Genomic DNA, 26,717 nt, shown 5'->3' with positions numbered 1-26,717 from the left:
ATTAGGTTTAATGCCCTTCTAATAAAAAATGTTCTGCGCGTTCTACTCGTCGCGGTTTGCCTGAGATCACGATAACATCGTTAGGTTGTAGGGGCTTTGTAAAGTCAGGATTTGCAATTTCTATATTTGCTCGCCGTAATCCATGCAAACTTATTTTGCGTTTAAAAAGATCCAACTGTTCAATTGTTTTACCGACCGCAAACGCATCTTCAGTTAGTTGCACAGCGTGCATAAATTCCAGCTTATCTTTGGTACCTTGGCTAATTTCAGTGGTTTCTCCAGGAAAGAAACCGTGCATATGTCGATAGTGATCTTTTCGCTCTGAACGAACCCGTTTTAAAATTCGCGCCATAGGGATACCGGATAAATGGAGTATCTGAGATACCAACATAAGGCTGCCTTCGAGAATTTCAGGCACAACTTGACTAGCGCCAGCCGCATAAAGTTCTTCTAGGTGGTAGTCTTTTCTAGTGCGAACCACTATGGGCAATTCTGGGTGCATTTCCGAGATGATCTTGATTACATTGAGGGCTCTTTGGTGTTCATCAAAGGTGATAAGCACTAATTTGGCCATATCGATTCCAGCGGCTTTTAATATATCTGGTTGACTGACGTCACCGAACACCACGGGTTGTCCTGCACTTCGGCTTTCATTGACCCGCACGGGATCAAAGTCTACGACTAAATAGGGGATTTTCTCCACGCTTAATAAGCGGCTTACCGATTGACCAACTCGGCCAAAACCAAGAATTAAAACGTGGTCTTGCATGCTAGGATGATAATTATCTTCATCCATTGGGTCTAATTGTAAGTCGGGTTTACCAATAATATATTTAGCCATGTCGAGACTATTTTCAATCAACCAAGGTGTAACCGCCATACTGAGCACACCAATTGCCATCAAAACAGAGCCTTGTTCAGCACTGAGAATGTCGTGATTTACCGCCAGTGCGGCAATAATAAAGCTAAATTCACCTATCTGACAGAGCTTTAATCCTGTTGACCAGCCATCTAGTTTGTCGGCTTTAAATAGCCAAGCACAAGCACGAATGATCAGGATTTTTATTATCATTATGGTGACTAAACCCAAAGCTATCCAATGTAGTTGTGATGCTAAAGTCTGCATTTCTAAACGCATACCAACAGTTATAAAAAATAACCCCATTAGAATATCTCTGAAAGGCCGAATATCCGCTTCTAGTTGATGCCTGTATTGGCTTTCACTTAACATCATTCCCGCTAGAAAAGCTCCTAGTGCCATGGAAAGGCCAAACGAGTAGGTCAAACCTGCCGCTACCAAGGCAACCAAAATAGTCGTTAGCACAAACAATTCATCGGTACGCGTTCGCGCTACTTCATTAAATATTCTAGGTAGTAGCCATTTGCCTACAGACATTAAAATACTGACTACCACTGTGCCCTTTAAAAGCGCCATCACAATCGCTAACCATAAGCTGCTATGGGATTGATCTGATAGCAAGGGAACTAATATCAGCAAAGGCACCACAGCCAGATCTTGAAATAATAAAATACTGACAACCATTTGTGCTCGGGTCGTATTTAACGTGCCTCGTTCGCTCATTTGTTTAATCACAATCGCGGTTGAAGAAAGGGCTATCATACCGCCTATGATTAATGCGGCTTTTAAATCGAATCCAAATACACTGGCGATCCCCATAAAAACCAGAGTAGTCAGTATCATTTGGCCTAAACCAATGCCAAAAACCAGATGGCGCATAGCCATGACTTTAGGAAGAGAAAATTCTAAGCCCAACGAAAATAATAGAAAGACGATGCCTAACTCGGCGAAAAAGTGAATTTCTTCTGGATGATCGATGATTGCTAGCATGTGCGGACCAGCGACTACTCCACAGGCTAGATATGCGAGTATGGGAGGTAAGTTTATACGTTTGAATCCCCACACGGTTAACACCGCAACAGTCATCAATACCAAAATATTTGTGAAACCCACATGCATAAATTTTATCTCTTTATTTGGCTAATTTTTTACCGCGTGAACTTGTTGACTGAGGAGTAAGCTGAACGGGCATATTTGCCGTTAGCATTACTTTAATATTAGCAGTAATCGATGGCACAGAGATTGCTAATTAACCAATCATAAAACATTTTTAATTAATAAATTACGTATTTAGACGTAAATTCGCCAATAAATTGGCAGGAGCATTCGCCTTGGAGCACATGACACAGCTTTTTGACACTGCGTTGAAAGATAACAATTTGTTTAGCTCAGATCCCTACAAGGGCGGCTTAAGCCATACCGAATCTCATCAAGTTATGTTGCAATTGGCTTCGAGTATCGACCTGCAAAAGATTGCTCAAGTATTTTATCGCCAATTGCGAGCGAAGTTAAACTTAGATGGTTTAACTATTAAATTTTCAAGTGGTTTAGTTACCCTTGGAGAGCCAGAAAAATCTAATAATATCAAAACATTAGATCAAGTAAGTAAACACACAATTTTTGCTACCCTAGTATATTCTTTTTCCAAAGTGTTAAGTTTGCGGGAAGCGGCAATACTCAATGATTTACATCGATTATTCAAATTTCCGTTAAAGAATGCACTAGAATTTCATAGTGTTAAACAGCTTGCCCTTAAAGATTATCTGACGTCATTGGGTAATCGAGTACATTATCAAGAATCCTTGGTGCGCTTACTTAGTCAGGCCAAACGGGCTGGCGAAGGTTTTGGACTACTGGTGATTGATATGGATAAGTTTAAAGCCGTTAATGACACCTTCGGTCATCATGAGGGTGATAAAGTATTGACCGCCACGGCAGACGTATTACGTCAGTCACTAAGAGAAAGTGACTATGCTTTTCGTTTTGGTGGTGATGAATTTTGTTGTTTGTTACCAGGTAGTGACAACCTTGTGAATGGTAAAATAGCTGAACGAATTCAGGGCTTTATGAATAAAAATCCGATTTTGGCCAAGCATAAAATGTCCTGTAGTATCGGCAGTACTATGTATCAATATGGTGACACTGAACTAAGTTTATTTAATCGTGCAGATAAAGCCTTGTATGCAGCCAAACAAAATGGAAAAAACTGCTACAAAGTAGCTTAATTTCGACATAGGCGGCAATAAATTGCAGTCTTGTCGAAATTAACGGCAATTATTATTGATATTATTTCGTCTTATCATACCCATTTGCAGCTAATAACATTAGACTGTCATTACTATTAAATTAATTTTTATCTCTTTTAGTAATAAATGATGAATGGGGTTATTCTGCGAATAAGAATAAATCCATAAGCTCATTTAGGTTGTATGAGACTATCTATGCTTAGCGATTTTGATCAAAATACCCAATATCGACGCAAAGTTTTACAAGTATTGTTGCTGATAACATTTTTCGGTGGCTTTGTTTTTGGTTTGATCAATATTTATCGAGAGCTCTACACCTTGGCTTTTCTAGAGTTAGGATATGGATTATTTTCATTTCTAGTATGGCGTCAAATTGGCAATACCACTAATTTTCAATTTTGGGTAATCAGTTACCTTTTCCCGTTTTTTTCGATAATGATGTATGCTTTATCCGTACCTGGTTCCTCCCAATCCATTTTTGTTTGGATTCTAACTATCCCCGTTATTTCTTATTTGTTATTAGGTAAAAAAATTGGCTTTTACTTCTCGATTGTTTTTATGACGCTGGGAATCAGCATTTTTCATTTGAAATTTATGACCGATGATATTCCGCTAAGTATTTCAGTGTCATTGAACGTGATATTGAGTGGGGTGCTGATGATTGCTCTCGCTCATGTGTATGAGCGTAATCGGGAGAAGAACGAAGAGCGACTTATGCAATTAGCTGGTACTGACAAATTGACTGGCTTAGCGAATAGGATGAAATTAATCGATGTGTATGCATCTGCTAGTGAATATGCGAAAAGGCACAATGTGCCATTAACTGTTGTGCTATTTGATCTCGATTATTTCAAAAAAATTAATGATTTATATGGTCATCATGGTGGCGATGCTGCGCTGTGTTTTGTGGCTGATTTTCTGAAAAAACACACTCGAAAAAGTGATTTGCTGGCGCGCTTTGGCGGGGAGGAATTTGCATTGATTATGCTAGCATCTAAGCCTAAAGATAGTTTCCAACAAGTTGACTCTCTACGTAAAAAACTAATGAATAAGCCATTTATCTACAATAAAAAAGAAATCAATATCACCCTTAGTGCTGGGATTTCGTATCTCGGTGTTGATGGCACTGATTTAGATGATTTACTTGTTAAAGCTGATGAGCGTTTGTACTTTGCAAAGGAAAATGGCCGCAATCGCGTTGTGGCCGACGTTCTGGCCGACAATATCGAGCCGTCAAACTCTGCAAAGTAGTGCCGTCAGATATAACTTAAAATACGATTTCCAATCCTTCTGCCGCAGCAAAAACTTGCAGATCATCTTCCGCAATAGCAATGACTTCCTGGCAATGGGATTCAATCGCTGCGATGTCTTCATCTGTACGAATATGATCATGGCTGTAAAGTGCTAAACGCTTAGCTCTGCATGCTAAAGCTAGCTTTACCGCTTCTTCTGCCACCGAGTGTCCCCAACCTGATTTACCTGGCATGTCAGACAGCATGTATTGGGCATCGTGAATAATAATATCGGCGCTCATTGCAAACTCTACCCATTGTAGAAAATCAGTTTCTTTACGGTAGGGAGGGTAAAGTTCGTTGTCGGTGATGTAGGCAATTTTAGCACCATCGGCTTCGATTACATAAGAACTGCCGCTGCCGGGATGGTTCATTGGGTGCCGATAAATTTTAGCGCTGCCAATATGCCAACTATTAATGCCTTCAGGTACAGGTTTGAGTTCTATATTTGACTGTAGTGATTTGTAATGAACAGGAAAATAACTGCCAGACATCTGATTCAAAATGGCGTTATTTTCATCCAAGGTCGTCATACCTGGCGTGATAAATATATTTCTGTCAGGCTGATATATAGGTGCAAAAAATGGAAAACCCTGAATATGATCCCAATGATTATGGGTCAGCAACAAATGTACATCGGTCTGTTTTGAAATTAATTTTTGACCGAGGTTTTTAATCCCTGTGCCTGCATCGAGAATAATGTCAGTGCCATCATTTAATTCAATGTGCACGCAGGCTGTATTGCCACCATACTTTATATATTCTGGACCCGGTGCAGGGATTGAGCCTCTAACACCGAAAAAGGTTAATCGCATATTCCATCTCTTTGTTGCCGTTTGTCCTTGCGAACTTATTATTCGCAGATATTAGCATAGCGTATCACTGACTAATTCAACAATTAAGATGTGAAGTTATTCAAAGTTATTGAAAAATATATGGAAATAGATTTTAGCAGGAAAAAGACCAACCTAGCGGTTGGTCTTTGCTATTAAATTCTTTATTGCTTTTGTAACAGCGACAATACATCATTGATACTGACTAGCTGCTTTTCACCTGTGCGTCGATGTTTATATTCGACGTTATTCTCGTCTAAATTGCGTTCACCAATGACAATCGTATGAGGAATACCAATCAGTTCCATGTCATTGAACATGACACCTGGACGTTCCTTACGATCATCAAAGAGAACGTCTATGCCAGCAGCAACTAATTCTTCGTACAGCGACTCTGCAACCTGTTGAATACGATGAGATTTATGCATATTCATTGGAATCAATGCAACTTGAAAAGGGGCGATAGCATCAGGCCAAATAATGCCGAATTTATCGTGATTTTGTTCAATGGCCGCTGCAACAATGCGCGATACGCCAATACCATAACAAGCCATAGATAAAATCTGGTGTTTGCCTTGTTCATTGAGTACACCACAGCCCATTGCTTCGGAGTATTTATCGCCTAGCTGGAATATGTGACCCACTTCGATACCGCGTTTGATCTCTAACGTCCCTTTTCCATCTGGAGAGGGATCACCGGCTTCAATGTTACGTATATCGGCAACTTGATAGTCTACGATGTCTTTTTCCCAGTTTACGCCAGTTAGATGGAACCCTGTTTTGTTTGCGCCACAAACAAAATCTGTTAAGTGGGCTGCACTTCTATCGACAATCACAGGAATAGAAAGCTCTATTGGACCAATTGAGCCAGGTTCGCAGCTTAACGTTTGTAAAACTTGTTGCTCTGAGGCCATTGTGAGGGGCGCATACACTGAATGTAGCTTTTCGGCTTTGATGTCATTCAACGTATGATCGCCGCGCAGCACTAGCGCGACTAAACCTTGTTGTCCTTTGTCATCTTGTTCACCTAAAACGATTATGGTTTTAACCGTTTTGTCGGCACTGATATCAAAGTGCGCACAAACTTGTTCAATGGTTTTTACATCAGGAGTGGCAACTTGGGTTTTTACTGCCATGGCCGGCAATTTTTCAGTCAAGGGCGCTATCGCTTCAGCCATTTCGATATTGGCTGCGTAATCTGAACCATTACTAAAGGCAATGGCGTCTTCACCGGAATCAGCCAATACATGGAATTCATGGGAAACAGCACCGCCAATTGAACCGGAGTCAGCGATAACCGGACGATATTCTAAATCTAGGCGCTCAAAGATATTGCAGTAAGCCTGAAACATTCCAGCATAGGTTTGCTGCATTGATTCATCTGATGTATGAAATGAATAGGCGTCTTTCATGGTAAATTCACGACCACGCATTATGCCAAAACGAGGGCGTACTTCATCACGGAACTTGGTTTGAATTTGATAGAGGTTTATTGGCAGTTGTTTGTAACTGCTGATTTCATTTTTAACAAGGGAAGTAATCACTTCTTCATGAGTTGGACCTAAAACAAAATCACGATTGTGGCGATCTTTAATGCGCAGCAATTCTGGACCATATTCGTCCCACCGTCCGCTTTCCTGCCATAAATCTGCTGGTTGCACCACCGGCATCAACATTTCTATCGCTCCAGCCTTGTTCATTTCTTGACGAACAATGTCAGCCACTTTATTGAGCACTCGTAGGCCACTGGGTAGCCAAGTATATAAACCTGAAGCAAGCTTACGAACCATCCCAGCCCGTAACATTAATTGGTGGCTAATCACTTCCGCATCGGCAGGAGTTTCTTTTTGGGTAGATAACAGATATTGGCTGGTACGCATCAGCTTAGTTGATCCTTATTTTGCTCTTAAATCGTAAACGGCCGCCATTCTACCAGCACCCTGTAAAAGGCAAAAGGGATATTATCCTTGTCAGGATAAACTTCTTGTCACTATTTTCGTCTTAAATTGAGACTGCATAGATTTTGCTATTCTCAGGCGGCGCAAAAGTACTCGGTGATTGGCCTGGTCTTGCTCCTGAAAAGTTGTATCAGGGGCGTGATTTGATGGCGACTAGCGACGTTCGTTACTGGTATGCCAAGGCACTGCAATCTCACTGGAAATTAAATCGGCAACAGCTTAGACGGATATTTCCAGATTTACCTCTGTAAGCGTTTAAATCTGGTTGATTTGTTCCACGACACAACAATGTTCTGCAACACGCCATTGGATGTTTAAATCATATAAAGCTACCCCATAAAGGCGATCGCTTGTTGTGGTTTTGTGATACGCCGGACGGGGATCTTGACTTAGTATTTGCTCAATCAAAATATTTAAATGGGGATATTTGTGCTGGTAGATAGTTAGCTGTTGTTGTGCGCTTTTCGAAAACCTAACGGCGAGTAACTCTTCTGGTTTATCTTGCGCATAACCCGCTGCGGCGTCGGCAATACTATCTGAATATGGAATATAAGGTTTGATATCTATTATTGGTGTGTTGTCTAGTAGATCCATTCCTGAAACAATTAAACAATGTTGGCCACTTATAGACGATACCTTCTCCAGCCTAACCGCACTGATGCCCAAATTATTAGGGCGGTGAGTACTGCGTGAGGCGAATACTCCCACTTTCTCGTTGCCACCGAGTCGAGGTGGGCGAACTAAAGGGGATGTGGATTTATCGGCAGTCTGATGAAATTGAAAAACTAGCCATAAATGGCTGAATTGCTCTATACCACGAATAAAGTCTACCGAATTGAATGCTTGGGTAAACATTATCTGACCAAATGCTGCAGTCACCAAACCTGGTTGTCTTGGGATTGCAAACTTCTCTTTATACGGGGTTTTAATGTGCCCAATTGGGTTAATCTCTATTGGCATGGAGGCCTTTCATATTTTTAATCAGTTGTTGCAAGGTGAATCTCTAAACTGAGGGGACACATTTTGCAACACATTGGCATTATATTGAAATGATTATGCCATACATTTTTTGTTATCCTTTGGGCGTTCACTTCCCGAACCAATTTTAGACTTAAACTTAGGTTAAATTAACGTTTTTACCGAGTTTAAGTCTTTTTTTTTGGTATCCTAAAAAAAATTGGCATCAAATTGCATTTTTAATAAAATTCCTTTGCAATGAAACTGTGTCGCACTGACGTTTTACTTAAAATAAAAATAGTCTTAATTGTTCGCGTAAATTCTTGATTTCTTTTTTCTGAGCACCATATTCACAAAGAATTTGGTGAACTCAATGATCATAATGGGAATAGCATGATCTATGTAAAAAATTTAACGAAGATTTTTGGTGATTTTGTCGCTGTTAATCACCTGAACTTTAATATACAACCTGGCGATGTAGTTGGATTCTTGGGCCCCAATGGGGCAGGCAAATCAACTACTATGAAAATGCTCACAGGCTTTATCACCCCAGATGATGGTGAAATATTCATTGATGACCTATCAATTTATGAAGACCCCAAAAAAATAAAGCAAAAAATAGGTTATCTACCTGAAGGTGCGCCAGCATATGGTGATATGACGCCATTGCAGTTTTTGAATTTTATTGCAGATATTCGAGGTTTAAAGGGGGATTTAAAACGCCAAAGAATTAGCCATGTAATTAACAAAATAGACCTGCAATCGGTGTTAGATAAACCCATTGATAATTTATCTAAGGGATTTAAACGTCGGGTTGGCTTAGCACAAGCTTTATTGCATGATCCGCAAATACTGATTTTAGATGAACCGACTGACGGACTAGACCCAAACCAGAAGCATCATGTGCGTGAACTCATCCAAAATCTGGCGAAAGATAAAATAGTGATTATTTCCACTCACATACTTGAGGAAGTGTCTGCACTGTGTAATCGAGTAATGATTATAGCTGCAGGTCAAATGAAGTTTGATGGTACTCCGAAAGAACTTATCCAAAAATCTAAATATCACAATGCCATCACCTTACATTTAAGTTATCCATCGGATACTTCAGGCTTTTTAGATGTGCCGGGCATAGTGGATATTCAAGCCGATAGAGCCACTGGGAAAGTGACATTATTGACAGAACCTGGCAGTGATATTTTGCATGAGGTAAATAAACACATTCATGAACGTCGTTTACCGGTTGATACTTTGTATGTTGAGCCAGGTCGTCTAGACCAAGTATTTCGAGAATTGACACAAGGAGGGCAGGGCTAATGGGAATGATTTCAACACTATTTAAGCGGGAAATTGCAAGTTTTTTTGCTACCCCTGTTGCCTACGTTTTTATCACAATATTTTTGATTTTATCAGCTGTTTTTGCGTTTTTTATCGGTAGTTTGTATGAAAGAGAGCAAGCCGATTTACTGCCCTTTTTCAACTTCCACCCTTGGCTATATTTATTTTTAGTGCCAGCAATCGCTATGCGCACATGGTCTGAAGAGCGAAAAAGTGGAAGTATTGAACTGCTGATGACACTACCAATAAGCAGTCTACAGGCTGTGGTTGCAAAGTTCTTAGCCTCTTGGGCTGTGTTGGGGTTATCTTTATTATTGACCTTCCCATTATGGCTAACCATCAATTATTTGGGGAATCCTGATAACGGGGTGGTGGTCGCCGCTTATATTGGTAGTTGGTTAATGGCGGGAGCCTTTTTAGCCATTGGAATGTGTATGTCGGCACTGACTAAAAATCAGGTGGTGGCGTTTATATTGGCAGTGGTCGTGTGTTTTTTGTTTGTTGTCAGTGGCAGCAATATTGTTTTGGATGCGTTTAAAAACTGGGCACCAACCATGGTGATTGATACCGTCGCCTCATTTAGCTTTTTGACTCATTATGAGTCACTTGCGAAGGGAGTAATTGCCCTCAATGACGTAGGTTACTTCTTCATTTCAATTGTAATTTGGTTATACGCCAGTTTATTGATCATCGAACGTAAAAAGGCGGATTAGTAATATGAGTAAATTTTCCACCTCCATAATTTTAATTTTATTGGCCGTTTTATTTTTTGCTTTAACGGTGCTAAACAATCAGTTATTGAGTCCAATTCGCCTCGATTTGACTGAGAATCAAGTTTACTCTTTGTCTGATGGCAGCAAGGAAATTGTTTCAAAAATTGATGAACCCATTAATTTATATTTCTTTTTCTCAGATAAATCATCAAAAAGTATGACGTCTTTGCGCAACTATGCGAACCGTGTAGAAAGTATGTTGCGAGAGTATTCAAAAGCCGCAGATGGAAAAATCAATTTGCATATTGTTGATCCTGAGCCCTTTTCCGAAGCGGAAGATCAAGCCAATGAATTTGGTCTGACTGCCGCCACACTTGGCACTATGGGCGATGCTATATATTTGGGCTTGGCGGCGACTAACGCTTTAGATGATCAAGAAGTGATTGGCTTTTTTGATCCCCAAAAAGAGAAGTTTCTTGAATACGAAATCAGTAAACTGATCCATAAACTATCTCAACCTGAGTCGGTTAAAGTGACTTTAATCACGGATTTGCCGCTAGCTGGTGGACAGAATCCGATGACAGGACAGTTTGATCCAGCTTGGACGTTTTACACTCAATTACAGCAATTGTATCAAGTGGAACAGATTCCAAATAGCGCAGAAGCCTTACCTGAAGATACTGACGTGCTTATGCTAGTGCATCCTCAATCGTTAAATGAATCCTTGTTATACGCGGTTGATCAATACGTTATGCAAGGTGGAAAACTCATTGCTTTTGTTGATCCCAACAATGAGTCAGATCCGATGGCGATGATGGCTGGTATGGGCGCATCTACTGAAAATAGTTCTAACTTAACCTCTCTATTCAAAGCTTGGGGACTAGAGTTTAATGATAGTCAGGTACTGCTTGATGCGGAACTAGGCCTAGATATTCGCACTGCAGATGGCGGTGTCGCTCGTCATTTTGGTTTTGTGGGGATTCAATCTCAACAACTTGATCGCGACGACGTAACTACCGCAAGTCTCGAAATAATCAATGGCGCGTCATTTGGCGCGTTTAGTAAATCCACAGGTGGTAACTTACGTTGGACACCGTTGATGCGTTCTTCTGCAAATTCAGGTTTCATTGATGTAACCACTTATTCTGCATTACGAGACCCTAACGCATTAGCAAGAGAGTTTACCAACCAGAAGCAACAACATGTGCTTGCTGCCAGATTGCATGGCAGAGCTTCTTCCGCTTACAAAAGTGCGCCAGATGATGCTACAGCTGATAGTGCACACGTTTCTTCTACCAATCAATTAAATGTCATTGTGGTGGGTGATACGGATTTGCTGGCAGATCGGTTTTGGGTGCAACAAGCGAACTTCTTTGGCGAAACGGTTTACACACCTTTTGCGAACAACGGCGATTTTGTTACTAATGCGGTAGAGAATCTAAGCGGGAGTGAGGCACTTATCAGTATTCGTAGTCGCGGTACATTTGCCCGTCCATTTAACACTGTCGATGCTTTAAAAGTGGAGGCTGAACGTAAGTTCCGCGAACAAGAACAACTTCTACAGCAACAATTAGACGAAACTGAACAGCAACTCGCTCAGTTGCAAAGTCAGCAAGTAGAAGGAGCTGGTTTGGTTATGATGCCAGAACAACAACAAGCACTTGACGAATTTATCGAGAAACGAACTGAGATTCGAAAAGCCCTGCGTGAAGTGAGACATCAGTTAGACAAGGATATTGAGGCGCTGGGGAATTGGTTGAAATTTATTAATATCGCTGTTGCCCCTATAGTGCTAATGCTGATCCTTATGCTACTTGCTAGTTTGCTGAGAACTCGTTCTAAAGGTGATGAGGGGTTATCACATGAATAAACAATTGATTTCATTGCTGGTCATTATTGTTACTTTAGCAACCGCAATTTATTTTTTGACCATCCGTGCTAATCAGGTTTCTGGGGAAAAGGTTAAGCTGTTTCCAGAACTTGCTGCGCAGGCTCAAAAGATTCAAGAAATTCAAGTTTCTAACTCTAATGGGATGTTATTCAGTGCTCGTCAGTCTGACGTTGGATGGGTGACAGTGCTAGCAGAAAGTAAGCGCGAGTATCCAATGCAACAAAAGGCATTGGCTGAATTAGTGGATGCTTTATCAAAAGCCATTTTATTCGAAGCTAAAACCGCTAAAGCTGAAAACTTTGCTCGATTGGGATTACAAGATATTGATGTGGTTGACAGTCAAGCAACATTAGTGGAATTGCGCGTGGGCGCAAAAAACTATCAGGTATTAATAGGTTCACAAGCGAGTTTAGGGCAAGGAACCTATGTGCGTTTGCTGGGACAAAAACAAACTTGGTTGTTGGATCGTATAATCAGTTTGCCATCAGATCAAAACGCTTGGCTAAAACAACCTATTCTTGACGTGTTAGCTGAGCAAGTAAGCTATGTGCGCCGCGAAGGAGACTTAGGTTTTGAAATTTTACGGGATTTCGAACAGCAAGATGACTTTCAATTGTCAGGTTTGGAAGACAGCGCACAACTCAAATATGACAGCATTTTAAGTGCTTATGTGGATAACCTAGTGAACCTGAAATTTGAACAAATTGCTGAAACTGAAGATAGTGGATTTAATCCTCAGTCAGTGACCGCAGTGTTCGAAATTGGCCTGCAAGATGGTCGTATTCTAAGCATGTGGTTATGGGAAAACGAAGGTGCTATTTTTGCTCGCTTTGAAGGTGATTCTGGCAAATACTGGTATGACGTTAATTATCAGTTATCCAGCTTTTCTGCAGGTCAAATAGACAAAGAGTACAAGGACTTCATTGAAAACAAAAATAGTCAGATTCAGCAGCCGCAAGAGTATCCAATTGATGAAGGTGAGTCGCCGCAATAATCCATTTATTTAATACGGTGAGGTAAGATTTAACAACGTTCACAAACCTGCGGTGTTATTCCACTTCGAAAGCGTTCAAGTGCGTAACTCATCATCGCAGGTTCATTTTGTAATCTGCTTGTGCCGATAGGGTAAGGCTTTTGTTCAATCGTTAGTGTATTTTCACTTGGCTATTCTATCCCGTCATTTAACCCTTTAGTTTCTCATACAAGATAATAACAATGCCTTCAGCGCGGCCTCTCCCATGTTGTGCGCTTTGTTAATGTTGTCTTCGGGTATCTGTTCTGGATGTTTGTAGGAGCGAATTGCTCTGTCTAGGCTTTCTTCTCTGAGCAAGTGTAAAGTGGGGTAGGGAGATCGATTAGTGTAGTTTGCCGCAGAATCATCTGGTTCCCCGTCAAAAACATATTCAGGGTGAAAACTGGCAATTTGATAAACCCCTGAATAGTCGTTTTCATCTAACCAGTTTTGGCTGATATCCACTATGTCTAGATAGCTAAAAAAGTGTTTAAAGCCCTCAGTGAGTATAAGTAAAGAGGTTTCAATTTCTGGGTGTTGATCTAAAAACAGTACTTCTTGAGCGAATAGGTTGAGTACATCTTTGGCTTTTTTAGAATTGCAAACCCTGTATCGAATCGAATTGCGCTGCATTTCTCGCTTCGCAAATGGACAAAAGTTTAACTCAATTACCACTTGGTTTAACCAAGCTTTGGTTTCTTCAACCGCTTGGTTACCAAGTTGTTCACTCTCGTTAGACACTAGCTACGATACTTAACATAAGCTTCTAAGGTGTTTTCAATCAAGCTTGCCACTGTCATTGGTCCTACACCGCCGGGCACGGGAGTGATCCATCCAGCACGTTCTTTAGCTACTTCAAATTCTACATCGCCAACTAGCGAGCCGTCTGCTTGGCGATTAATCCCAACATCAATGACAATTGCTCCTGGCTTAATCCAATCACCAGGGATGAATTCAGCTTTGCCGACGGCGACTACAAGAATATCAGCGCGCTTCACATGACTTTTTAAATCTTGGGTAAACTTATGACAAGTGGTGACGGTACATCCGGCCAAAAGTAGTTCAAGAGACATAGGTCGACCGACAATATTTGAAGCCCCAACTATTACAGCGTCTAACCCTTTTGCTGGACGTTTTGTCGATTCAATGAGGGTCATTATACCTTTTGGAGTACACGGCCTTAGAGCTGGCATACGTTGCACTAAACGGCCAATGTTGTAAGGGTGAAAACCGTCAACGTCTTTATCCGGACGGATGCGTTCTAAAACCTCTTCTGCATTCAATCCTGCAGGCAAAGGCAATTGCACTAAAATACCGTCAACTTCAGGGTCCTGATTGAGTGTATCCACTAAATCTAGCAACTGTTGTTGAGTAATGTTGGCTGGTAAATCATGGGCTTTATCGACAAAGCCAACTTCATCGCAGGCTTTACGTTTATTTGCCACATATACACCTGAGGCAGGATCGTGCCCCACTTTAATTACTGCAAGGCCTGGCGGTCTTTTTCCTGCGGCCGTTATGGCTTCTACTTGGGAAGCGACGTTTTCTCTTACCTGTTTGGCAATTGATTTTCCGTTTATCAGTTGTGCTGGCATTTGTTTAGCTTTTAAATCTTCAGTTGCGCTTATTGTCCCATAACCATGGCAAGCCAAGCAATCGTGAGTTGATATTAATTATGCTTAGATGTTAGGTGCAAATTAATTGATGCTACGGATTAGCAGGAATTGCAATTGAACTGACGTATAATCCCAATATGTTTATCTGAAATGGTTTAGATAACCGACATTATAAAGGAAAAGACTCTTGCAACTCTCTGGCGTAGAAATTTTTGGCTACTGTGCATCGGCGTTAATTGCGTTTTCATTAACGCGAGATTCAATTGTACGACTCCGTTGGTACAATCTATTTGGAGCCTCATCATTTTGTATTTACGGAATTATTATCGGCGCTTCTCCGGTGGCTTTTCTAAATGGTTTTATTGCTATTACTAACGTTGTTTATTTACGCAAAATGTTAATGCAAGCCGAGCAGCATTTTTCTGTATTAGAGGTGAGTATGCCTTCGAATTATGTGGATTTTTTCCTTGATTATCATCGCCAGGATATTGAATTCCACTTTCCTCGTTTTTTCAAAAAAATGCAACAAAAGGACCGTCGATTTTATTTTATGATGGAAAATACTGAAGTGGCAGGATTGCTTTCTGGATACCCTGATGAAAACAATAATTTTATTGTTGATTTTGATTTTGTAATCCCTGCTTATCGAGATTGTCGCATTGGACACTTCGTGTTGGGGCAAGGCCAACGATTAAAAAAACAATTTGGTTATGGGAATGTATTTGCCAAAGCAGACAGCTTGAAACATGAAAACTATTTAGTTCAGCTGGGTTTTTCCCCAGAGAAGAATGGTATATGGTTTTATCCTGAATCAAAGCACAGCGCTGAAGTAGACAAAACAAAATAAGCGTATAGTAGCGTTTTCTGGCTTAAGGAATTATTTTGAAGAAAATCAAAAATGAACAACAATTGTTGAAAATGGCAATTAGCGTAGGGGAAACCTATGCAAAAAACTGTGGATATGATGGTTTTAGTGAAACCATGGGACAAAAGGAAAAAGTGGAAATTATTTATCGTCTATTAGTAAACGATAAACTTATTGCGTCTTTAGGTGGAGATTCTGAAGATTTGTTGAGTATGAAGCACAGGTTGGCTATTTGGATAAAAAATAAATTGCCCGCTGATCATGCGTTATTAAAATAAATTTTTGGTTTTTATGCTGACCTGTACGAATTATTAATAATATGCATCAAAAAAGACTGTTTTATAAACTATTTGCTCCATAATTAAGCAGTTAGAAAAAATCTATAAAAAAGTATTTGACGAGATTGGGGCAAGTGGGTAATATGCGCCCCCTCGAAGCGATGAGGTTTTTATCGCAACGATTGTTCGGTGAGTAGCGCAGCTTGGTAGCGCACTTGGTTTGGGTCCAAGGGGTCGCAGGTTCGAATCCTGTCTCACCGACCATTTTTTTGCTTGTTCAGATTCGTAGAGCGTCCGTAGCTCAGCTGGATAGAGCACCCGCCTTCTAAGCGGGTGGTCGCAGGTTCGAATCCTGCCGGACGCGCCAGCGGAACGGTTGGATATAAATTTGATATCTAGTGTTACTTCTCGATAATGTATATTTAATGAGAGTGACAGATGAATACGGATATATAATTATCTGGTAAGTAAAAAAGATTTAGTGTAGAAAAGAGTAACACAGTGGTGGACGTAGCTCAGTTGGTAGAGCCCCGGATTGTGATTCCGGTGGTCGTGGGTTCAAACCCCATCGTCCACCCCACTTGCGGAAGTGGTGGAATTGGTAGACACGCTGGATTTAGGTTCCAGTGCTTCACGGCGTGAGAGTTCAAGTCTCTCCTTCCGCACCATATTTAGAAGATCCCTTCTCAATATCTCAGTTATATAATAACCGTTAAACTGCCTTATTTTCCTTCTGTCCTTTTTCTTAATTTTCTTTGTGTCTATTTAACGATAAGCATCCTTGCCTATTTTCGTTTTTCTAAATTTTCTGAATACTTAGGTTTTCTGAAGGAATATCTAAATATAAACTAATCACTTGACCACCACGTAATACGCTAAACACCAATGTTTGAGCGGTGGGCAGTAATGTTTGAACGGCCTCTAGTCCCTCTTCTGTGGTGATATCGTTACCATTTATTTTTTGTAAAATATCACCTTGTTTGAAATTTGCACTTTTATACAGTTTTGGATTCATGCCTGGAGACACGTTAAAACCTGCCGATAAGTCATTTTGGTCAAACGGTGAAATATGAATAATATGCTCTAATAATTTAGGTCGATTGCCAATTGATTTTGCAATGTCATCATCATTGGAATTTTGATCATAACCATTTGATGAGTTTGAATTGGTATTAGTGTTCCCCTTGTCTTCATCGCTCGAAGCGGTTCCTCTAAGCAATAAAACCTGTCGTTGACCTTCATTTAACAATATAACCCTATCGTTCCTTATTTCTTGAATAACCGCATTGGTGTATGCAATTTGGTCATCAATAAAGTAAGTGCGAATTTGTAAACGTGATTGAATGGTTGCTGAGGCTTCAGTATCCATATCACTGGCTACCACGCCTATTAATGAAATATCTAATGGGCTTGGCGGTATACCTTCCAAATCTATTTCTTGTTCCTCAGGCTGTAAATGTTGTGGATGCTGTTGTTGTTGCATACCGATATCGCCGGTCTCATTCAGTAACTCTTTTTTGACTTCCTCTGACAGCTCAATTGGCTCATGAGCAGGAGGTGCAAACATGACATAACACAATACTGCTATTGCGATGAAAAGGATGGCTAGAATTATTTTGCTATTGCTATTGCTATTGCTCATGCAGAGAACTCGGGAGTATATTTGTATTAATGTTAGGTGCAGGATAACCATCACTAGCTTGCTTCTCAATGCCTATTTCAGGGGGACACCCTAATAACGGTTATCAATACATCTTAAAGAAGGCTTTTGTTACTTTGTCTAACAAATACTAAAGGCAAGTAACGCAAATTTTAAGGTAATTTAATTGGACTCGCATTTATGACTTAAATTATGAATAAGTGGTTCTTATTTTTGTTCAGTATTTAAGTTTGTATTTCATATTTTAAGTTTTGTTTTTGATAAATTATATTAAATCAATTAAAACAATGGGTTACACTTATTTTTAAATCTGGCATGGTGTGTGCATTGATATCTGTAGAGATTAAAATTTATCCGAAGTGGAGTGGTAAAATGAGTTTTTTTACAGATAAGAAAACATTGTTAGTTGGAGCGTTATCACTAATTGGCAGTGTTTCAGCAGTGATGCTGACAACTCAAGCCAATAGTAGCAGTGTTCCTTTTTTTACCGAATCGGGCAGTACCCCGCAAATGGTTATTAAACAGAACGTCGCAAAAGAACAATCCTATATATTACAGGGGTTAGGTCGCGATGCTCTAGTTTCTGCAGTAGAGCGCGTTGGTGGTGCGGTGGCTCGTGAATTCCCTATTATCAACGCCATAAGCGCATATTTGTCTGTTTCTCAGGCTGATGAACTAGCCAATATATCTGGTTTGCACGTTACCGCAGATAGAAACGTAATGACCATGGGAAGTGATAATGGGAAGTCGGAAAGTGCTCCAGGCCAACTTAAAAAATTCGCCATCGATAACAATATCGCCACTCAAACTCAGGCAGATTTGTTGCATGAAAAGGGGATTACTGGACGAGGTGTGACAGTAGCTGTTTTAGACAGCGGTACATTGATGGGCGGAAGCCAAGGTAAATATTTGCTACAAAACCAGTACGAGACTTCACGTGCTTTTTATAAGTATAACGCGATCAAAAGTAAAAAGACGCGCACTTTGAATGATGACCAAAACGGCCACGGTAGTCACGTGACCGGGATAATTGCCAGCAGTTTAAAAAGTGAAGATGGTAAGTTTAACGGCATGGCGCCAGACGTATATTTGTTATCTGTTAAAGCCTTTGATGCTTCAGGCAATGGCAGCTATACGGATGTGTTAGACGGCTTAAACTATATCTATCAAAACCGTAATCGCTATCGTATACGTGTGCTAAATTTGTCGTTAGGGGCTAGTGTGCAATCTAACTATTGGAGCGATCCAATTAACCAAGCTGTGATGCGTTTATGGGATGCTGGTATTGTAGTGGTGACTTCAGTAGGTAACACTGGCTCAGATTATGCCACAGTGTCAGTTCCAGGTAACAATCCGTATATTATTACCGTTGGTGCAGCGACAGACAGTTATACTCCCAGCGATGCAAGCGATGATCGTATGACAACGTTCTCGTCTAAGGGACCTTCAGTAGAGGGCTTTGTTAAACCTGAAATCGTAGCATTTGGTGGGCATATCAGCTCTAAAATGAACAAAAATTTACTGAAAAACAAAAACTTCGTAGAATCTGAGACCGGTGAAGATTACCACATGATATCTGGTACTTCTCAGGCAGCTGCAGTGGTTACAGGTACGGTTGCCTTAATGTTGCAGCACAATCCTTACTTAAGCCCTGATGATGTAAAGTGTCGTTTGATTGATTCAGCGTCAGCTATGACAGATCCATCTACAGGTGAAGCTTATGGTCCTTTCACACAAGGTGCAGGTCTAATCAATGCCTATGCGGCTGTTACAAGCACTGCTTCAGGTTGTGCCAATGTAGGCTTAGATCTTACAGCTGATTTGAACGGTGTTGCTCACTTTAAGGGGCCGGCACGAGTGACTGAACAAGGTCAACTGTTGTTAGCACTAGGTAATGGTGAATTCGTAGCTGAAGGTTCAATCTGGGATGGTACGACAACGATTGAAGGCTCTATCTGGGATGGACTTACTGCAATTGAAGGTTCAATTTGGGATGGGACCACTGCACTTCAAGGTTCAATTTGGGATGGTTCAACGACTATTGAAGGTTCAATCTGGGATGGTACTACTGCCCTGCAAGGCTCGATTTGGGATGGTTCTACTATACTTGAAGGTTCAATCTGGGATGGATTCTCAGTATTAGAAGGTTCAATTTGGGATGGCACTACCGCCCTTGAAGGTTCACTTTGGGATGGTTTGTCTAGTCTTGAAGGTTCAATCTGGGATGGTTCTACTGCCCTTGAAGGTTCGATTTGGGATGGTTTATCGTCTATCCAAGGATCAATTTGGGATGCCTTAACTTCAATCGAAGGTTCAGTATGGGATGGAAATACATCAATCGAAACTGTTAACCAAGCATTGTTAGACGAATCTGTAGCAAATGATGAACAACAATCAAATCAGCTATTGGAAATTGAAATAGACTAATTAATTCTACATTGCGTAATAGCAAGCTGCATTCCATGAATGCAGCTTGCTTGTTTCAGAATAAAAGAGTTATCAATTTTGGTTGAACATGTGGTAATCGGCTACTAAGATGCTCATGCTTTCAACGATTAGGACAAAATAAATAGATGAAGTCATTGATGCTAGTTAAAAACCTAAAATTACAAATAATGCTTATTTTAATTGTATTGTTTAGCGCTTTTAACGCGATAGCAGATAATGAAAATATTAAGTTTCAACGTATTACCCTAGACCAAGGGTTGTCCCAAGAAAATATATTAACCGCCTTTCAGGACTCTGAAGGATACATGTGGTTTGGCACGCAAGAAGGCCTGAACCGATATGATGGTTATCAATTCAAAGTATTCACTTACAGTTCCAGAAATAAAGACTCGTTAAGTTCTGATTGGGTCTATTCGATTATAGAGCCGCAAAAAAATGTCTTATGGATAGGCACACGCAATGGCGTTAATGTGTTTGATAAAAGCTCGCAAACCTTCAAACATTACCGATATCAAGCCGCAGACAAAGGTAGTATAAATTCAGACACTGTGCGAGTACTGTTTAACTCATCACAAAATCAAATTTGGATTGGCACTGACAACGGATTGAATATATATAATCCAGCCACTGATGATTTCACTAATGTAGCCCTTAGCGCTGACGAAACAAAGCGTATTTCAGTGCAAAGTATCAGCGAAGACCAGCAAGGCAATTTGTGGGTCTCAGCCCTAGGTTTAGGCGTAATCAAACTCGACGCCAATTCCCATCAGGTTTTAGTGGACGCTGCGGAAATGGACCTAGTTACGGGGGGGCAAACTAATCAAGTAAAGACAATTATGGTTGATAGTCAACACAGGCTTTGGCTAGGCAGTGATAAAGGTGCAACTGTTATTACTTTGCCCAAAGAAGCGAATGATGATTACAGAGTTTGGTTACCTGAGCCCCTAGTTGACCAGAAAATCAGCCATATATATCAAGATCGCAATAATAAAATTTGGTTAGCTACCTCTGACGGTCTTTTTCGATTGGAAAGCGATAGTGAATCGTTTTTACATATCAAACCTGAAAAACAAAACCCTTATAGCCTTTCAGATAGCAAGTTAACTTACTTATTCCAAGATCGCGGTAATGTGTTTTGGGTAGGAAGTATTAAGGGGTTGAACAAGTGGAATACGGCTACCTCTAACTTTGACCACATTCGGGAAGCGGTAGACAAATCAAAAAGCCTTAGCGGTAGTTACATCAATACTTTTTTTGACGGCAAAGAAAATCAAATCTGGATAGGCTCGATTGGTGGATTGGATTTGTTAAATGTTGAAACTGGCATTATTCAACATTTAGTTGCGGATGAAAATGACGATAATTCGTTACGCAGTAACACTGTGATGTCACTTTACTCTGAAAATGGTGATGAGCTTTACATTGGCTATCAAGACCAAGGTATGAGTAAACTCGATACTCGCACGATGACCTTCACTCATTACCCTGCGGATAAAAACAATCCTAACGCTTTATCAGCACCGGGGGTTACCTCAATTGAACCTGCTGGCAATAACAAATTATGGATTACTACCTTTGGTGGTGGTTTGAATTTGTTTGACATAAAAACTCAAAAATTCATGCGTTATTTATCGGATGAAACAGATCTACAAACCTTAGGTAGCAATAAGTTATTGACCGTTCATAAAGCCAAGAATGGCCTACTTTGGATAGGCACTTGGGGAGCTGGATTAAATATTTTCAATCCTACTACGGGCACCGCTATGCGAATTCCGAATAAGGTTGATGATCCAAAATCTTTGGGCAGCCTAGAAGTTTGGACGATTTACGAAGATTCCCAAGAAAATATGTGGATTGGCACCAGAGGAGCTGGTGTGGCGAAACTTTCTGCTGAGAATCGTAAACTCGGCATATTTGAATTTGAACGGATTTCTCGTTACGAAGGCCTACCAAGTAGCAGTGTTTTCGGTATTCTTGAAGATGAAGCTGGATTCTTATGGTTGAGCACAAACCGTGGTATAAGCAAGTTAAATCCAAAGACCTCTGAGCTCCTAAACTATGATAGTTCCCACGGATTACAGGGGAATGAGTTTAACAATGGCGCTTACTACCGGTCGAAAAGTGGTAAACTCTATTTTGGTGGAACCAATGGAGCGACTTCGTTTTATCCATCAAAAATAGCGCCAAACCAACATGTTCCGCCGGTTGTTTTGACCAAATTCCAAAAGTTAAATGAAGTGTTTGTTTTAGACTCATCAGGTCAACGAAGCAATCACATTCAAATTTCCCATAAAGACTATTTAATTGCCTTTGAATTTGCCGGTTTAGATTTCGCCTCACCAAACAATAATCGTTATTTGTACAAGTTAGAAGGTTTTGATAACAATTGGATAGAAGCCGGAGATATTCGAAAAGCCACCTATACTAACCTGCCGGCTGGAAATTACTTATTTAGAGTTAAGGCGTCCAACAATGATGGTATTTGGAATGAACAGGGCGCTGATGTTGCATTAACCGTGTTACCCGCACCTTGGTATTCATGGTGGGCCTATACGATTTATATCCTTATCGCCGTTGCAATAGGTTATTGGGTTTATCGTTCGTATGTTAACAAGTTGGAAAAAGAAGCGAATTATCGCCATGAACTTGAGTTAGAAGTGAAAAGTCGAACTGTCGAATTGCGTGAAGCCAATGAACAATTGCTTAACGCCAGTGTCACTGATCAACTAACTGGGTTACATAATCGACGTTATCTAAACAGCATTGTTGAACAACAATGCGCAAGTGTTTTTCGTGACTTTGAACAATCACTTAGTGCTGGAAAGTTCACCGCTGACAATGGTCCAAGATTGTTTTTCCTGATGTTTGATTTAGACGGGTTCAAACCGATCAACGATACCTATGGTCATGATGCTGGAGACAAAGTGATTTGTCAGGTAAGTGATTTGTTGAAAGCGGTATGTCGTAAGTCAGATACGGTGATACGCTGGGGTGGGGATGAGTTTTTAATAATGGGACGAGTTGAAGAAGTGAAGGAAATTGAGCTTCTCGCAGAGCGTTTGCGTAGCAAAATTGCCGGCTACGGCTTTGATATTGATCTTAAACAAAAGATGCATTTATCTTGCTCCATCGGATACAGCATGTACCCGTTCTCACATCATTACCCAGACTCCTTGAGTTGGGAACAAGTGCATCTGTTAGCCGATAATGCTTTGTACAAATCCAAAGAGGCGGGGCGCAACCAGTGGACAGGTATCTTGCAGTCTAAAGAAATGCCGCCGATGGGGATTATGAATACATTGACGCAAAACATAGATAACGTGATTGATGAAGGTTATGTCCGAATTAGGCAGGCTAATATCAGTAGTGATTCCAAAGTCTTAGATATTAAATTAAGACGCAGATAATATTTGCTGGGTCTCACCTATATTTTAATACTGCACTAGGGTGATTTGCGGTTTAAATTTAAAATGCCATCGCTTTTGTTAATCTGAAGAATACCTATATGAGTTTGCTTGAGTCAGATTTGTTTAATCAGAGCTCTCTAATTCACGTTTTAGTTTATAAAAGGTTGGTTCGCTAACCCCCAACATTTCAGCAGCTTGGGCCATGCTATAAACTGGCGTGTTTAAAACCGCTTGCAAAACCAACAGCTTTATTTTCGCCACACAATTGTTAACGTGAATGTCTCCTGTGGCAATAGGTAACAAGGCCGCACTAACCTGCTCCCAGTCTGAAGGGCGGTCTAATGATCCTGCATCAATCTCTTTTAGAATTTTCTCTACTTTTCGGCGAGCCGTACTTTGTGATATCGACAACCGCGCGGCGGTTAAGCGCATCTTACGATCGGTTGCGATATAGGTTTTTATGATTAATTCGTCCTCAATCCAAGTGCCGTATGGCGCATTAAAAAATTGAGGGTGTTGACCCGACGTGGCAAGTTGATGTTTAAAAACCGCTAACAGCTCTTCAAAATAGAGCTCTGTGTTTAAACGTCGTGATTGGGCCTCATTATTTGCATGGATAGGTACTGGAGTCTGGGTTGGCATAGCCGTCTCAGGCGCAGATAAGGTATTAGGCAAGTTGCTGCTGGTATGTGAAACCAAACCTGCATTCGGACGCTGCTGAAGCGTCGTAGGGGTAGAATGACCTACACTGGGCATTGCATATTGTTGCCCCTCGTCATGAATATTCAACAATTCCCATTCGATAAGGCTATCTTCACTGAGTAAAGTTGCTTGCATCAAGCGGTTTTCTAACTCACGAATATTACCTGGCCAGGAATACTTCATCATTTTATCTAGAGTGGCGGGGGCTAGGGTTCGTTTTTCGACTTTGAATTGTTCGGCAAATTTCTTTAAAAAATGCGTCGCTAACAGTGCGATATCTTCGACTCTTTCGCGCAAAGGTGGATTGTGTAAAGTTAAAACATTTAAACGGTAATATAAATCTTTACGAAAACGTCCCTGTTCTACTTCTTCGGCTAAGTCTCGATTGGTAACCGCAATAATTTTCACATCGACACTGATGACTTTATTGCCGCCCACGGGGGTGAAATGTTTTTCTTGTACAAAGCGTAATAACTTTGTTTGCATATTCAAAGGCAGTTCACCAATTTCATCTAACACTAGCACGCCACCATTCGCATCCAGCACTTTTCCTGAGGTGGTATTTTGCGCTCCAGTAAATGCACCTTTGACGTGACCAAATAATTCAGATTCTATTAATGTTTCAGGAATAGAGCCGCAATCTACAATTACAAATGCCTTGTCTTTGCGGTTGCCCATTTGGTGTAAAGCATTGATTAAACGCTCTTTACCTGTGCCACTTTCACCCGTTACCAAAACGGTTGTATCGGTTAATGCTGCGCGTTTGGCATGGCGCATCAAGTTTTCCATTGCTTGTGAACGATAAATAATACTGCTTACTTGCAGACCTTCTTTTAATTGCGCCAATTCAATTTGAAGTTGTTCATTTTGACTTTCAAGTTTTCGATTTAATTCTTCTTCCAATCGACTTCTGCGCAGTGCTTTGCCTAGTTGACGAGTTAAACCTGATAACAACACTTTGGTGTCATGTTTGACTTCAAATCGTTCGGCATTGCCGCAAATGAAAAAACAATCTTGGGTTTCGATTTCTAAAGGTAAAACCAATAGAAGCGCACTTCCCATATAGCGTTCGGATGGCTTTCTGCTCTCTATCGCTACTTTTTGCATTTGTTTAATTTCAGCTAAAAAAGCGTGGTCCTTATTACTTAAGGAAATCGCGTTATCGTTTGAATCGATTGAATATTTATATTCGGTTTCGTCATTTTCTTGTGTGCTGATGATCCCCGCACAGACAAAGTCAAAGGTTTGAGCTAAACGCTGCACCACACTTTGACAGAGTTGGGAAAAGTCGTATTTGTCTGCAATTAGTGAGGAAATATCCCACAATAACAACATGTTACGATAGTCTGTTACTGTGTCGGCCGTAAATATTCCGCCAAGATAATTAAACTGTTGCTGATACAAATTGAAATCATCTTTATGCCAAGTGATGATTGACGGTTGATTTTCTTGTTGGGCTACTTTTAATGCTTGGTCAGCTCGATTAATTAGCGTATTGGCACTTTCATTTTCACTGCTTGACTGTTCATTATGCTCCACAATTGCAGCACCTAAATCGAATAATAGGTTGATTGCACCCTCTAGATATTGTTTTTGCTGCAAGGAGCGTTGTAATTTTTTAGCTAGGCTAGCAACATCCGTCTGCTCATTGACGGGGAATGCGACGCCAAAAAGTGCCCCGCCAAATCGGCATAAGATGTCACCTTCACGAGTGATATCTTTAAGATTAGTCGCGATTTCTTGTATTACGGTATCGCCAAATTGGTGTCCAAATTTCTTATTGATCTGGTGAAAATCGATACAGTGCAGCATCACTAAACCAATCGAATAGGATTGACTAAGCTTGGCGATTTTACTTTGCAGTACAGGTCTTGGGCACAGGTTCGTGAGAGGGTCAGACAATAAAAATAAGAAATCACTAACTAATTGACTTTGCATTCCGGCGGCTAAGATCAACTGCTCTAACGCAGAAAAGGTATTGTTCGATTGTTCTGAATTATTGCTTGATTGAGTTAACCATGCAGGCAAAGCTTGGTTGAACGTCATTTTTACAAAGTAAGACTGCTCTGCATTAAAAGGGCGAACTGGGGTGCGGCGAGATTTTTCTGGTGGTACTAAGTCGAAATTGGAGTCTTCATTGTTTAAACTGCTAACATCTGAGCTGAAGGAAACCGTGACTTGTATCAGCATTGTTGTTTGGTCTAAGGGCTTGTATTGAACCTTCTTATCTAACGATGTTCGAACTGCTTCTATACCCGTATAAAAGCTAATCTCATCACTTGATAATTGCCCAATAGGTTCAGTTGAACCGGCCGAAATTCGATCAGATTTCCAATCCAGCTGGGGGTGAAACATGCTGATATGTTTCGCACCTGAAATCGTCAATATGCATCTCAACTGATGCAATAGTATATCTTTGGGATTCAAATTAGGCTCAGAGTATAGTCACTTTTTCTTCAAATAATATTCCACATATTAAGCAGTTATGCAATTAACCTAAGCCGGTGAAAAAAACATATCAGCCGACGCTGCTGCTATGGGTTTTTGACTGATATTCTTATTCTATATTGATGGGCTAATTTAAATTAATTTTTACCCTCGACTATGCAGCCCTCAGCCTGTATACTGTCGCGTCTTTTTTA

At 40.5% G+C, this 26,717-nt stretch carries 19 protein-coding genes and 4 tRNA genes; 15 read left to right on the top strand and 8 right to left on the bottom strand.

Annotation, left to right across the window (positions count from 1 at the left end; translation table 11 throughout):
• Positions 1-7: 7 nt before the first annotated feature.
• The gene (locus Q4567_RS04900) at positions 8-1,978 is read right to left on the bottom strand and encodes a monovalent cation:proton antiporter family protein (protein ID WP_303499575.1); all 1,971 of its coding nucleotides are present in this window, start codon (positions 1,976-1,978) and stop codon (positions 8-10) included.
• A gap of 221 nt (positions 1,979-2,199) precedes the next feature.
• On the opposite strand from Q4567_RS04900, the gene Q4567_RS04895 reads away from it, so the two are divergent.
• Positions 2,200-3,084, top strand: coding sequence for a GGDEF domain-containing protein (locus tag Q4567_RS04895; RefSeq protein ID WP_216049940.1), 885 nt, complete (start codon positions 2,200-2,202; stop codon positions 3,082-3,084).
• Positions 3,085-3,300: 216 nt separating this feature from the next.
• Positions 3,301-4,356: a GGDEF domain-containing protein gene (locus tag Q4567_RS04890; protein WP_216049941.1), complete on the top strand. Its 1,056-nt coding sequence runs from the start codon at positions 3,301-3,303 to the stop codon at positions 4,354-4,356.
• A gap of 16 nt (positions 4,357-4,372) precedes the next feature.
• Here the strand turns inward: Q4567_RS04890 and Q4567_RS04885 are convergent, their stop codons facing one another.
• Together Q4567_RS04885 and Q4567_RS04880 are read right to left on the bottom strand one after the other, a co-directional pair.
• Positions 4,373-5,212 carry an MBL fold metallo-hydrolase gene (locus tag Q4567_RS04885; RefSeq protein WP_216049942.1) on the bottom strand — a complete coding sequence of 280 codons (840 nt, stop codon included), beginning with the start codon at positions 5,210-5,212 and terminating at the stop codon, positions 4,373-4,375.
• Positions 5,213-5,394: 182 nt separating this feature from the next.
• Positions 5,395-7,110, bottom strand: coding sequence for a proline--tRNA ligase (locus tag Q4567_RS04880; protein WP_303499573.1), 1,716 nt, complete (start codon positions 7,108-7,110; stop codon positions 5,395-5,397).
• Between the two features lie 143 nt (positions 7,111-7,253).
• Between Q4567_RS04880 and Q4567_RS04875 the strand changes: the two genes are divergently transcribed.
• Positions 7,254-7,439 (top strand): hypothetical protein, encoded by a 186-nt coding sequence (locus Q4567_RS04875; protein WP_303499572.1) that lies wholly within the window; start codon positions 7,254-7,256, stop codon positions 7,437-7,439.
• Between the two features lie 4 nt (positions 7,440-7,443).
• On the opposite strand, the gene tsaA is transcribed toward Q4567_RS04875, so the two are convergent.
• Positions 7,444-8,148 carry a tRNA (N6-threonylcarbamoyladenosine(37)-N6)-methyltransferase TrmO gene (gene tsaA, locus Q4567_RS04870; protein ID WP_216049945.1) on the bottom strand — a complete coding sequence of 235 codons (705 nt, stop codon included), beginning with the start codon at positions 8,146-8,148 and terminating at the stop codon, positions 7,444-7,446.
• A gap of 390 nt (positions 8,149-8,538) precedes the next feature.
• Here tsaA and Q4567_RS04865 point away from each other — a divergent pair, with 390 nt between their 5' ends.
• From Q4567_RS04865 to Q4567_RS04850, 4 genes are read left to right on the top strand one after another with little or no spacing between them, the layout of a single operon-like run.
• Positions 8,539-9,462 carry an ABC transporter ATP-binding protein gene (locus tag Q4567_RS04865; RefSeq protein WP_216049946.1) on the top strand — a complete coding sequence of 308 codons (924 nt, stop codon included), beginning with the start codon at positions 8,539-8,541 and terminating at the stop codon, positions 9,460-9,462.
• Positions 9,462-10,196: an ABC transporter permease subunit gene (locus Q4567_RS04860; protein WP_216049947.1), complete on the top strand. Its 735-nt coding sequence runs from the start codon at positions 9,462-9,464 to the stop codon at positions 10,194-10,196. The genes Q4567_RS04865 and Q4567_RS04860 overlap by 1 nt, the downstream gene beginning before the upstream one ends.
• A gap of 4 nt (positions 10,197-10,200) precedes the next feature.
• Entirely contained in the window at positions 10,201-12,066 is a 1,866-nt protein-coding gene (locus tag Q4567_RS04855; RefSeq protein ID WP_303499570.1) for a Gldg family protein, read from the top strand.
• Positions 12,059-13,081 carry a DUF4340 domain-containing protein gene (locus Q4567_RS04850; RefSeq protein WP_216049949.1) on the top strand — a complete coding sequence of 341 codons (1,023 nt, stop codon included), beginning with the start codon at positions 12,059-12,061 and terminating at the stop codon, positions 13,079-13,081. Before Q4567_RS04855 ends, Q4567_RS04850 begins: the two co-directional genes overlap by 8 nt.
• 195 nt (positions 13,082-13,276) lie before the next feature.
• Here the strand turns inward: Q4567_RS04850 and Q4567_RS04845 are convergent, their stop codons facing one another.
• Together Q4567_RS04845 and folD are read right to left on the bottom strand one after the other, a co-directional pair.
• A complete protein-coding gene (locus tag Q4567_RS04845) occupies positions 13,277-13,840 on the bottom strand; it encodes a DUF1415 domain-containing protein (protein WP_303499567.1) in 564 nt (187 codons plus the stop codon).
• Positions 13,840-14,694 carry a bifunctional methylenetetrahydrofolate dehydrogenase/methenyltetrahydrofolate cyclohydrolase FolD gene (gene folD, locus Q4567_RS04840; RefSeq protein ID WP_216049951.1) on the bottom strand — a complete coding sequence of 285 codons (855 nt, stop codon included), beginning with the start codon at positions 14,692-14,694 and terminating at the stop codon, positions 13,840-13,842. Before folD ends, Q4567_RS04845 begins: the two co-directional genes overlap by 1 nt.
• 208 nt (positions 14,695-14,902) lie before the next feature.
• On the opposite strand from folD, the gene Q4567_RS04835 reads away from it, so the two are divergent.
• The 6 genes from Q4567_RS04835 to Q4567_RS04810 all read left to right on the top strand — a co-directional run bounded on the left by Q4567_RS04835 (position 14,903) and on the right by Q4567_RS04810 (position 16,526).
• Positions 14,903-15,562: a hypothetical protein gene (locus tag Q4567_RS04835; RefSeq protein WP_216049952.1), complete on the top strand. Its 660-nt coding sequence runs from the start codon at positions 14,903-14,905 to the stop codon at positions 15,560-15,562.
• A gap of 35 nt (positions 15,563-15,597) precedes the next feature.
• Entirely contained in the window at positions 15,598-15,858 is a 261-nt protein-coding gene (locus Q4567_RS04830) for a DUF5062 family protein (protein ID WP_303499565.1), read from the top strand.
• Positions 15,859-16,045: 187 nt separating this feature from the next.
• Positions 16,046-16,122 (top strand) — tRNA-Pro (locus Q4567_RS04825).
• Positions 16,123-16,148: 26 nt separating this feature from the next.
• Positions 16,149-16,225: transfer RNA gene (locus tag Q4567_RS04820), tRNA-Arg, on the top strand.
• A 137-nt stretch (positions 16,226-16,362) separates the two neighbouring features.
• Positions 16,363-16,438 (top strand) — tRNA-His (locus tag Q4567_RS04815).
• Between the two features lie 3 nt (positions 16,439-16,441).
• Positions 16,442-16,526, top strand: a tRNA-Leu gene (locus Q4567_RS04810).
• Positions 16,527-16,657: 131 nt separating this feature from the next.
• Here the strand turns inward: Q4567_RS04810 and Q4567_RS04805 are convergent.
• Positions 16,658-17,500 carry a type II secretion system protein N gene (locus Q4567_RS04805; protein ID WP_303499564.1) on the bottom strand — a complete coding sequence of 281 codons (843 nt, stop codon included), beginning with the start codon at positions 17,498-17,500 and terminating at the stop codon, positions 16,658-16,660.
• Positions 17,501-17,890: 390 nt separating this feature from the next.
• Here Q4567_RS04805 and Q4567_RS04800 point away from each other — a divergent pair, with 390 nt between their 5' ends.
• Together Q4567_RS04800 and Q4567_RS04795 are read left to right on the top strand one after the other, a co-directional pair.
• Positions 17,891-19,945 (top strand): S8 family peptidase, encoded by a 2,055-nt coding sequence (locus Q4567_RS04800; RefSeq protein WP_216049955.1) that lies wholly within the window; start codon positions 17,891-17,893, stop codon positions 19,943-19,945.
• Positions 19,946-20,091: 146 nt separating this feature from the next.
• The gene (locus tag Q4567_RS04795) at positions 20,092-23,373 is read left to right on the top strand and encodes a ligand-binding sensor domain-containing diguanylate cyclase (protein WP_303499562.1); all 3,282 of its coding nucleotides are present in this window, start codon (positions 20,092-20,094) and stop codon (positions 23,371-23,373) included.
• A 123-nt stretch (positions 23,374-23,496) separates the two neighbouring features.
• Here the strand turns inward: Q4567_RS04795 and Q4567_RS04790 are convergent, their stop codons facing one another.
• The gene (locus tag Q4567_RS04790; protein WP_216049957.1) at positions 23,497-26,430 is read right to left on the bottom strand and encodes a sigma 54-interacting transcriptional regulator; all 2,934 of its coding nucleotides are present in this window, start codon (positions 26,428-26,430) and stop codon (positions 23,497-23,499) included.
• Between the last annotated feature and the right edge of the window lie 287 nt (positions 26,431-26,717).

Origin of the sequence: Aliiglaciecola sp. 2_MG-2023, from assembly GCF_030548145.1 — a bacterium.
GTDB classification, from domain to species: domain Bacteria; phylum Pseudomonadota; class Gammaproteobacteria; order Enterobacterales; family Alteromonadaceae; genus Aliiglaciecola; species Aliiglaciecola lipolytica_A.
Note: the sequence above shows the minus strand (reverse complement) of the source record. Positions and strands in the feature narration are given on the sequence as shown.

Excerpts from the sequence above, each read along its gene's own strand:
- folD (WP_216049951.1), bottom strand. The coding sequence starts at position 14,694 with ATGCCAGCACAACTGATAAACGGAAAATCAATTGCCAAACAGGTAAGA.
- Q4567_RS04805 (WP_303499564.1), bottom strand. The coding sequence starts at position 17,500 with ATGAGCAATAGCAATAGCAATAGCAAAATAATTCTAGCCATCCTTTTC.
- Q4567_RS04860 (WP_216049947.1), top strand. The coding sequence starts at position 9,462 with ATGGGAATGATTTCAACACTATTTAAGCGGGAAATTGCAAGTTTTTTT.
- tsaA (WP_216049945.1), bottom strand. The coding sequence starts at position 8,148 with ATGCCAATAGAGATTAACCCAATTGGGCACATTAAAACCCCGTATAAA.
- Q4567_RS04850 (WP_216049949.1), top strand. The coding sequence starts at position 12,059 with ATGAATAAACAATTGATTTCATTGCTGGTCATTATTGTTACTTTAGCA.
- Q4567_RS04855 (WP_303499570.1), top strand. The coding sequence starts at position 10,201 with ATGAGTAAATTTTCCACCTCCATAATTTTAATTTTATTGGCCGTTTTA.
- Q4567_RS04895 (WP_216049940.1), top strand. The coding sequence starts at position 2,200 with ATGACACAGCTTTTTGACACTGCGTTGAAAGATAACAATTTGTTTAGC.
- Q4567_RS04880 (WP_303499573.1), bottom strand. The coding sequence starts at position 7,110 with ATGCGTACCAGCCAATATCTGTTATCTACCCAAAAAGAAACTCCTGCC.
- Q4567_RS04800 (WP_216049955.1), top strand. The coding sequence starts at position 17,891 with ATGAGTTTTTTTACAGATAAGAAAACATTGTTAGTTGGAGCGTTATCA.
- Q4567_RS04890 (WP_216049941.1), top strand. The coding sequence starts at position 3,301 with ATGCTTAGCGATTTTGATCAAAATACCCAATATCGACGCAAAGTTTTA.
- Q4567_RS04865 (WP_216049946.1), top strand. The coding sequence starts at position 8,539 with ATGATCTATGTAAAAAATTTAACGAAGATTTTTGGTGATTTTGTCGCT.
- Q4567_RS04790 (WP_216049957.1), bottom strand. The coding sequence starts at position 26,430 with ATGTTTCACCCCCAGCTGGATTGGAAATCTGATCGAATTTCGGCCGGT.
- Q4567_RS04900 (WP_303499575.1), bottom strand. The coding sequence starts at position 1,978 with ATGCATGTGGGTTTCACAAATATTTTGGTATTGATGACTGTTGCGGTG.
- Q4567_RS04885 (WP_216049942.1), bottom strand. The coding sequence starts at position 5,212 with ATGCGATTAACCTTTTTCGGTGTTAGAGGCTCAATCCCTGCACCGGGT.
- Q4567_RS04795 (WP_303499562.1), top strand. The coding sequence starts at position 20,092 with ATGAAGTCATTGATGCTAGTTAAAAACCTAAAATTACAAATAATGCTT.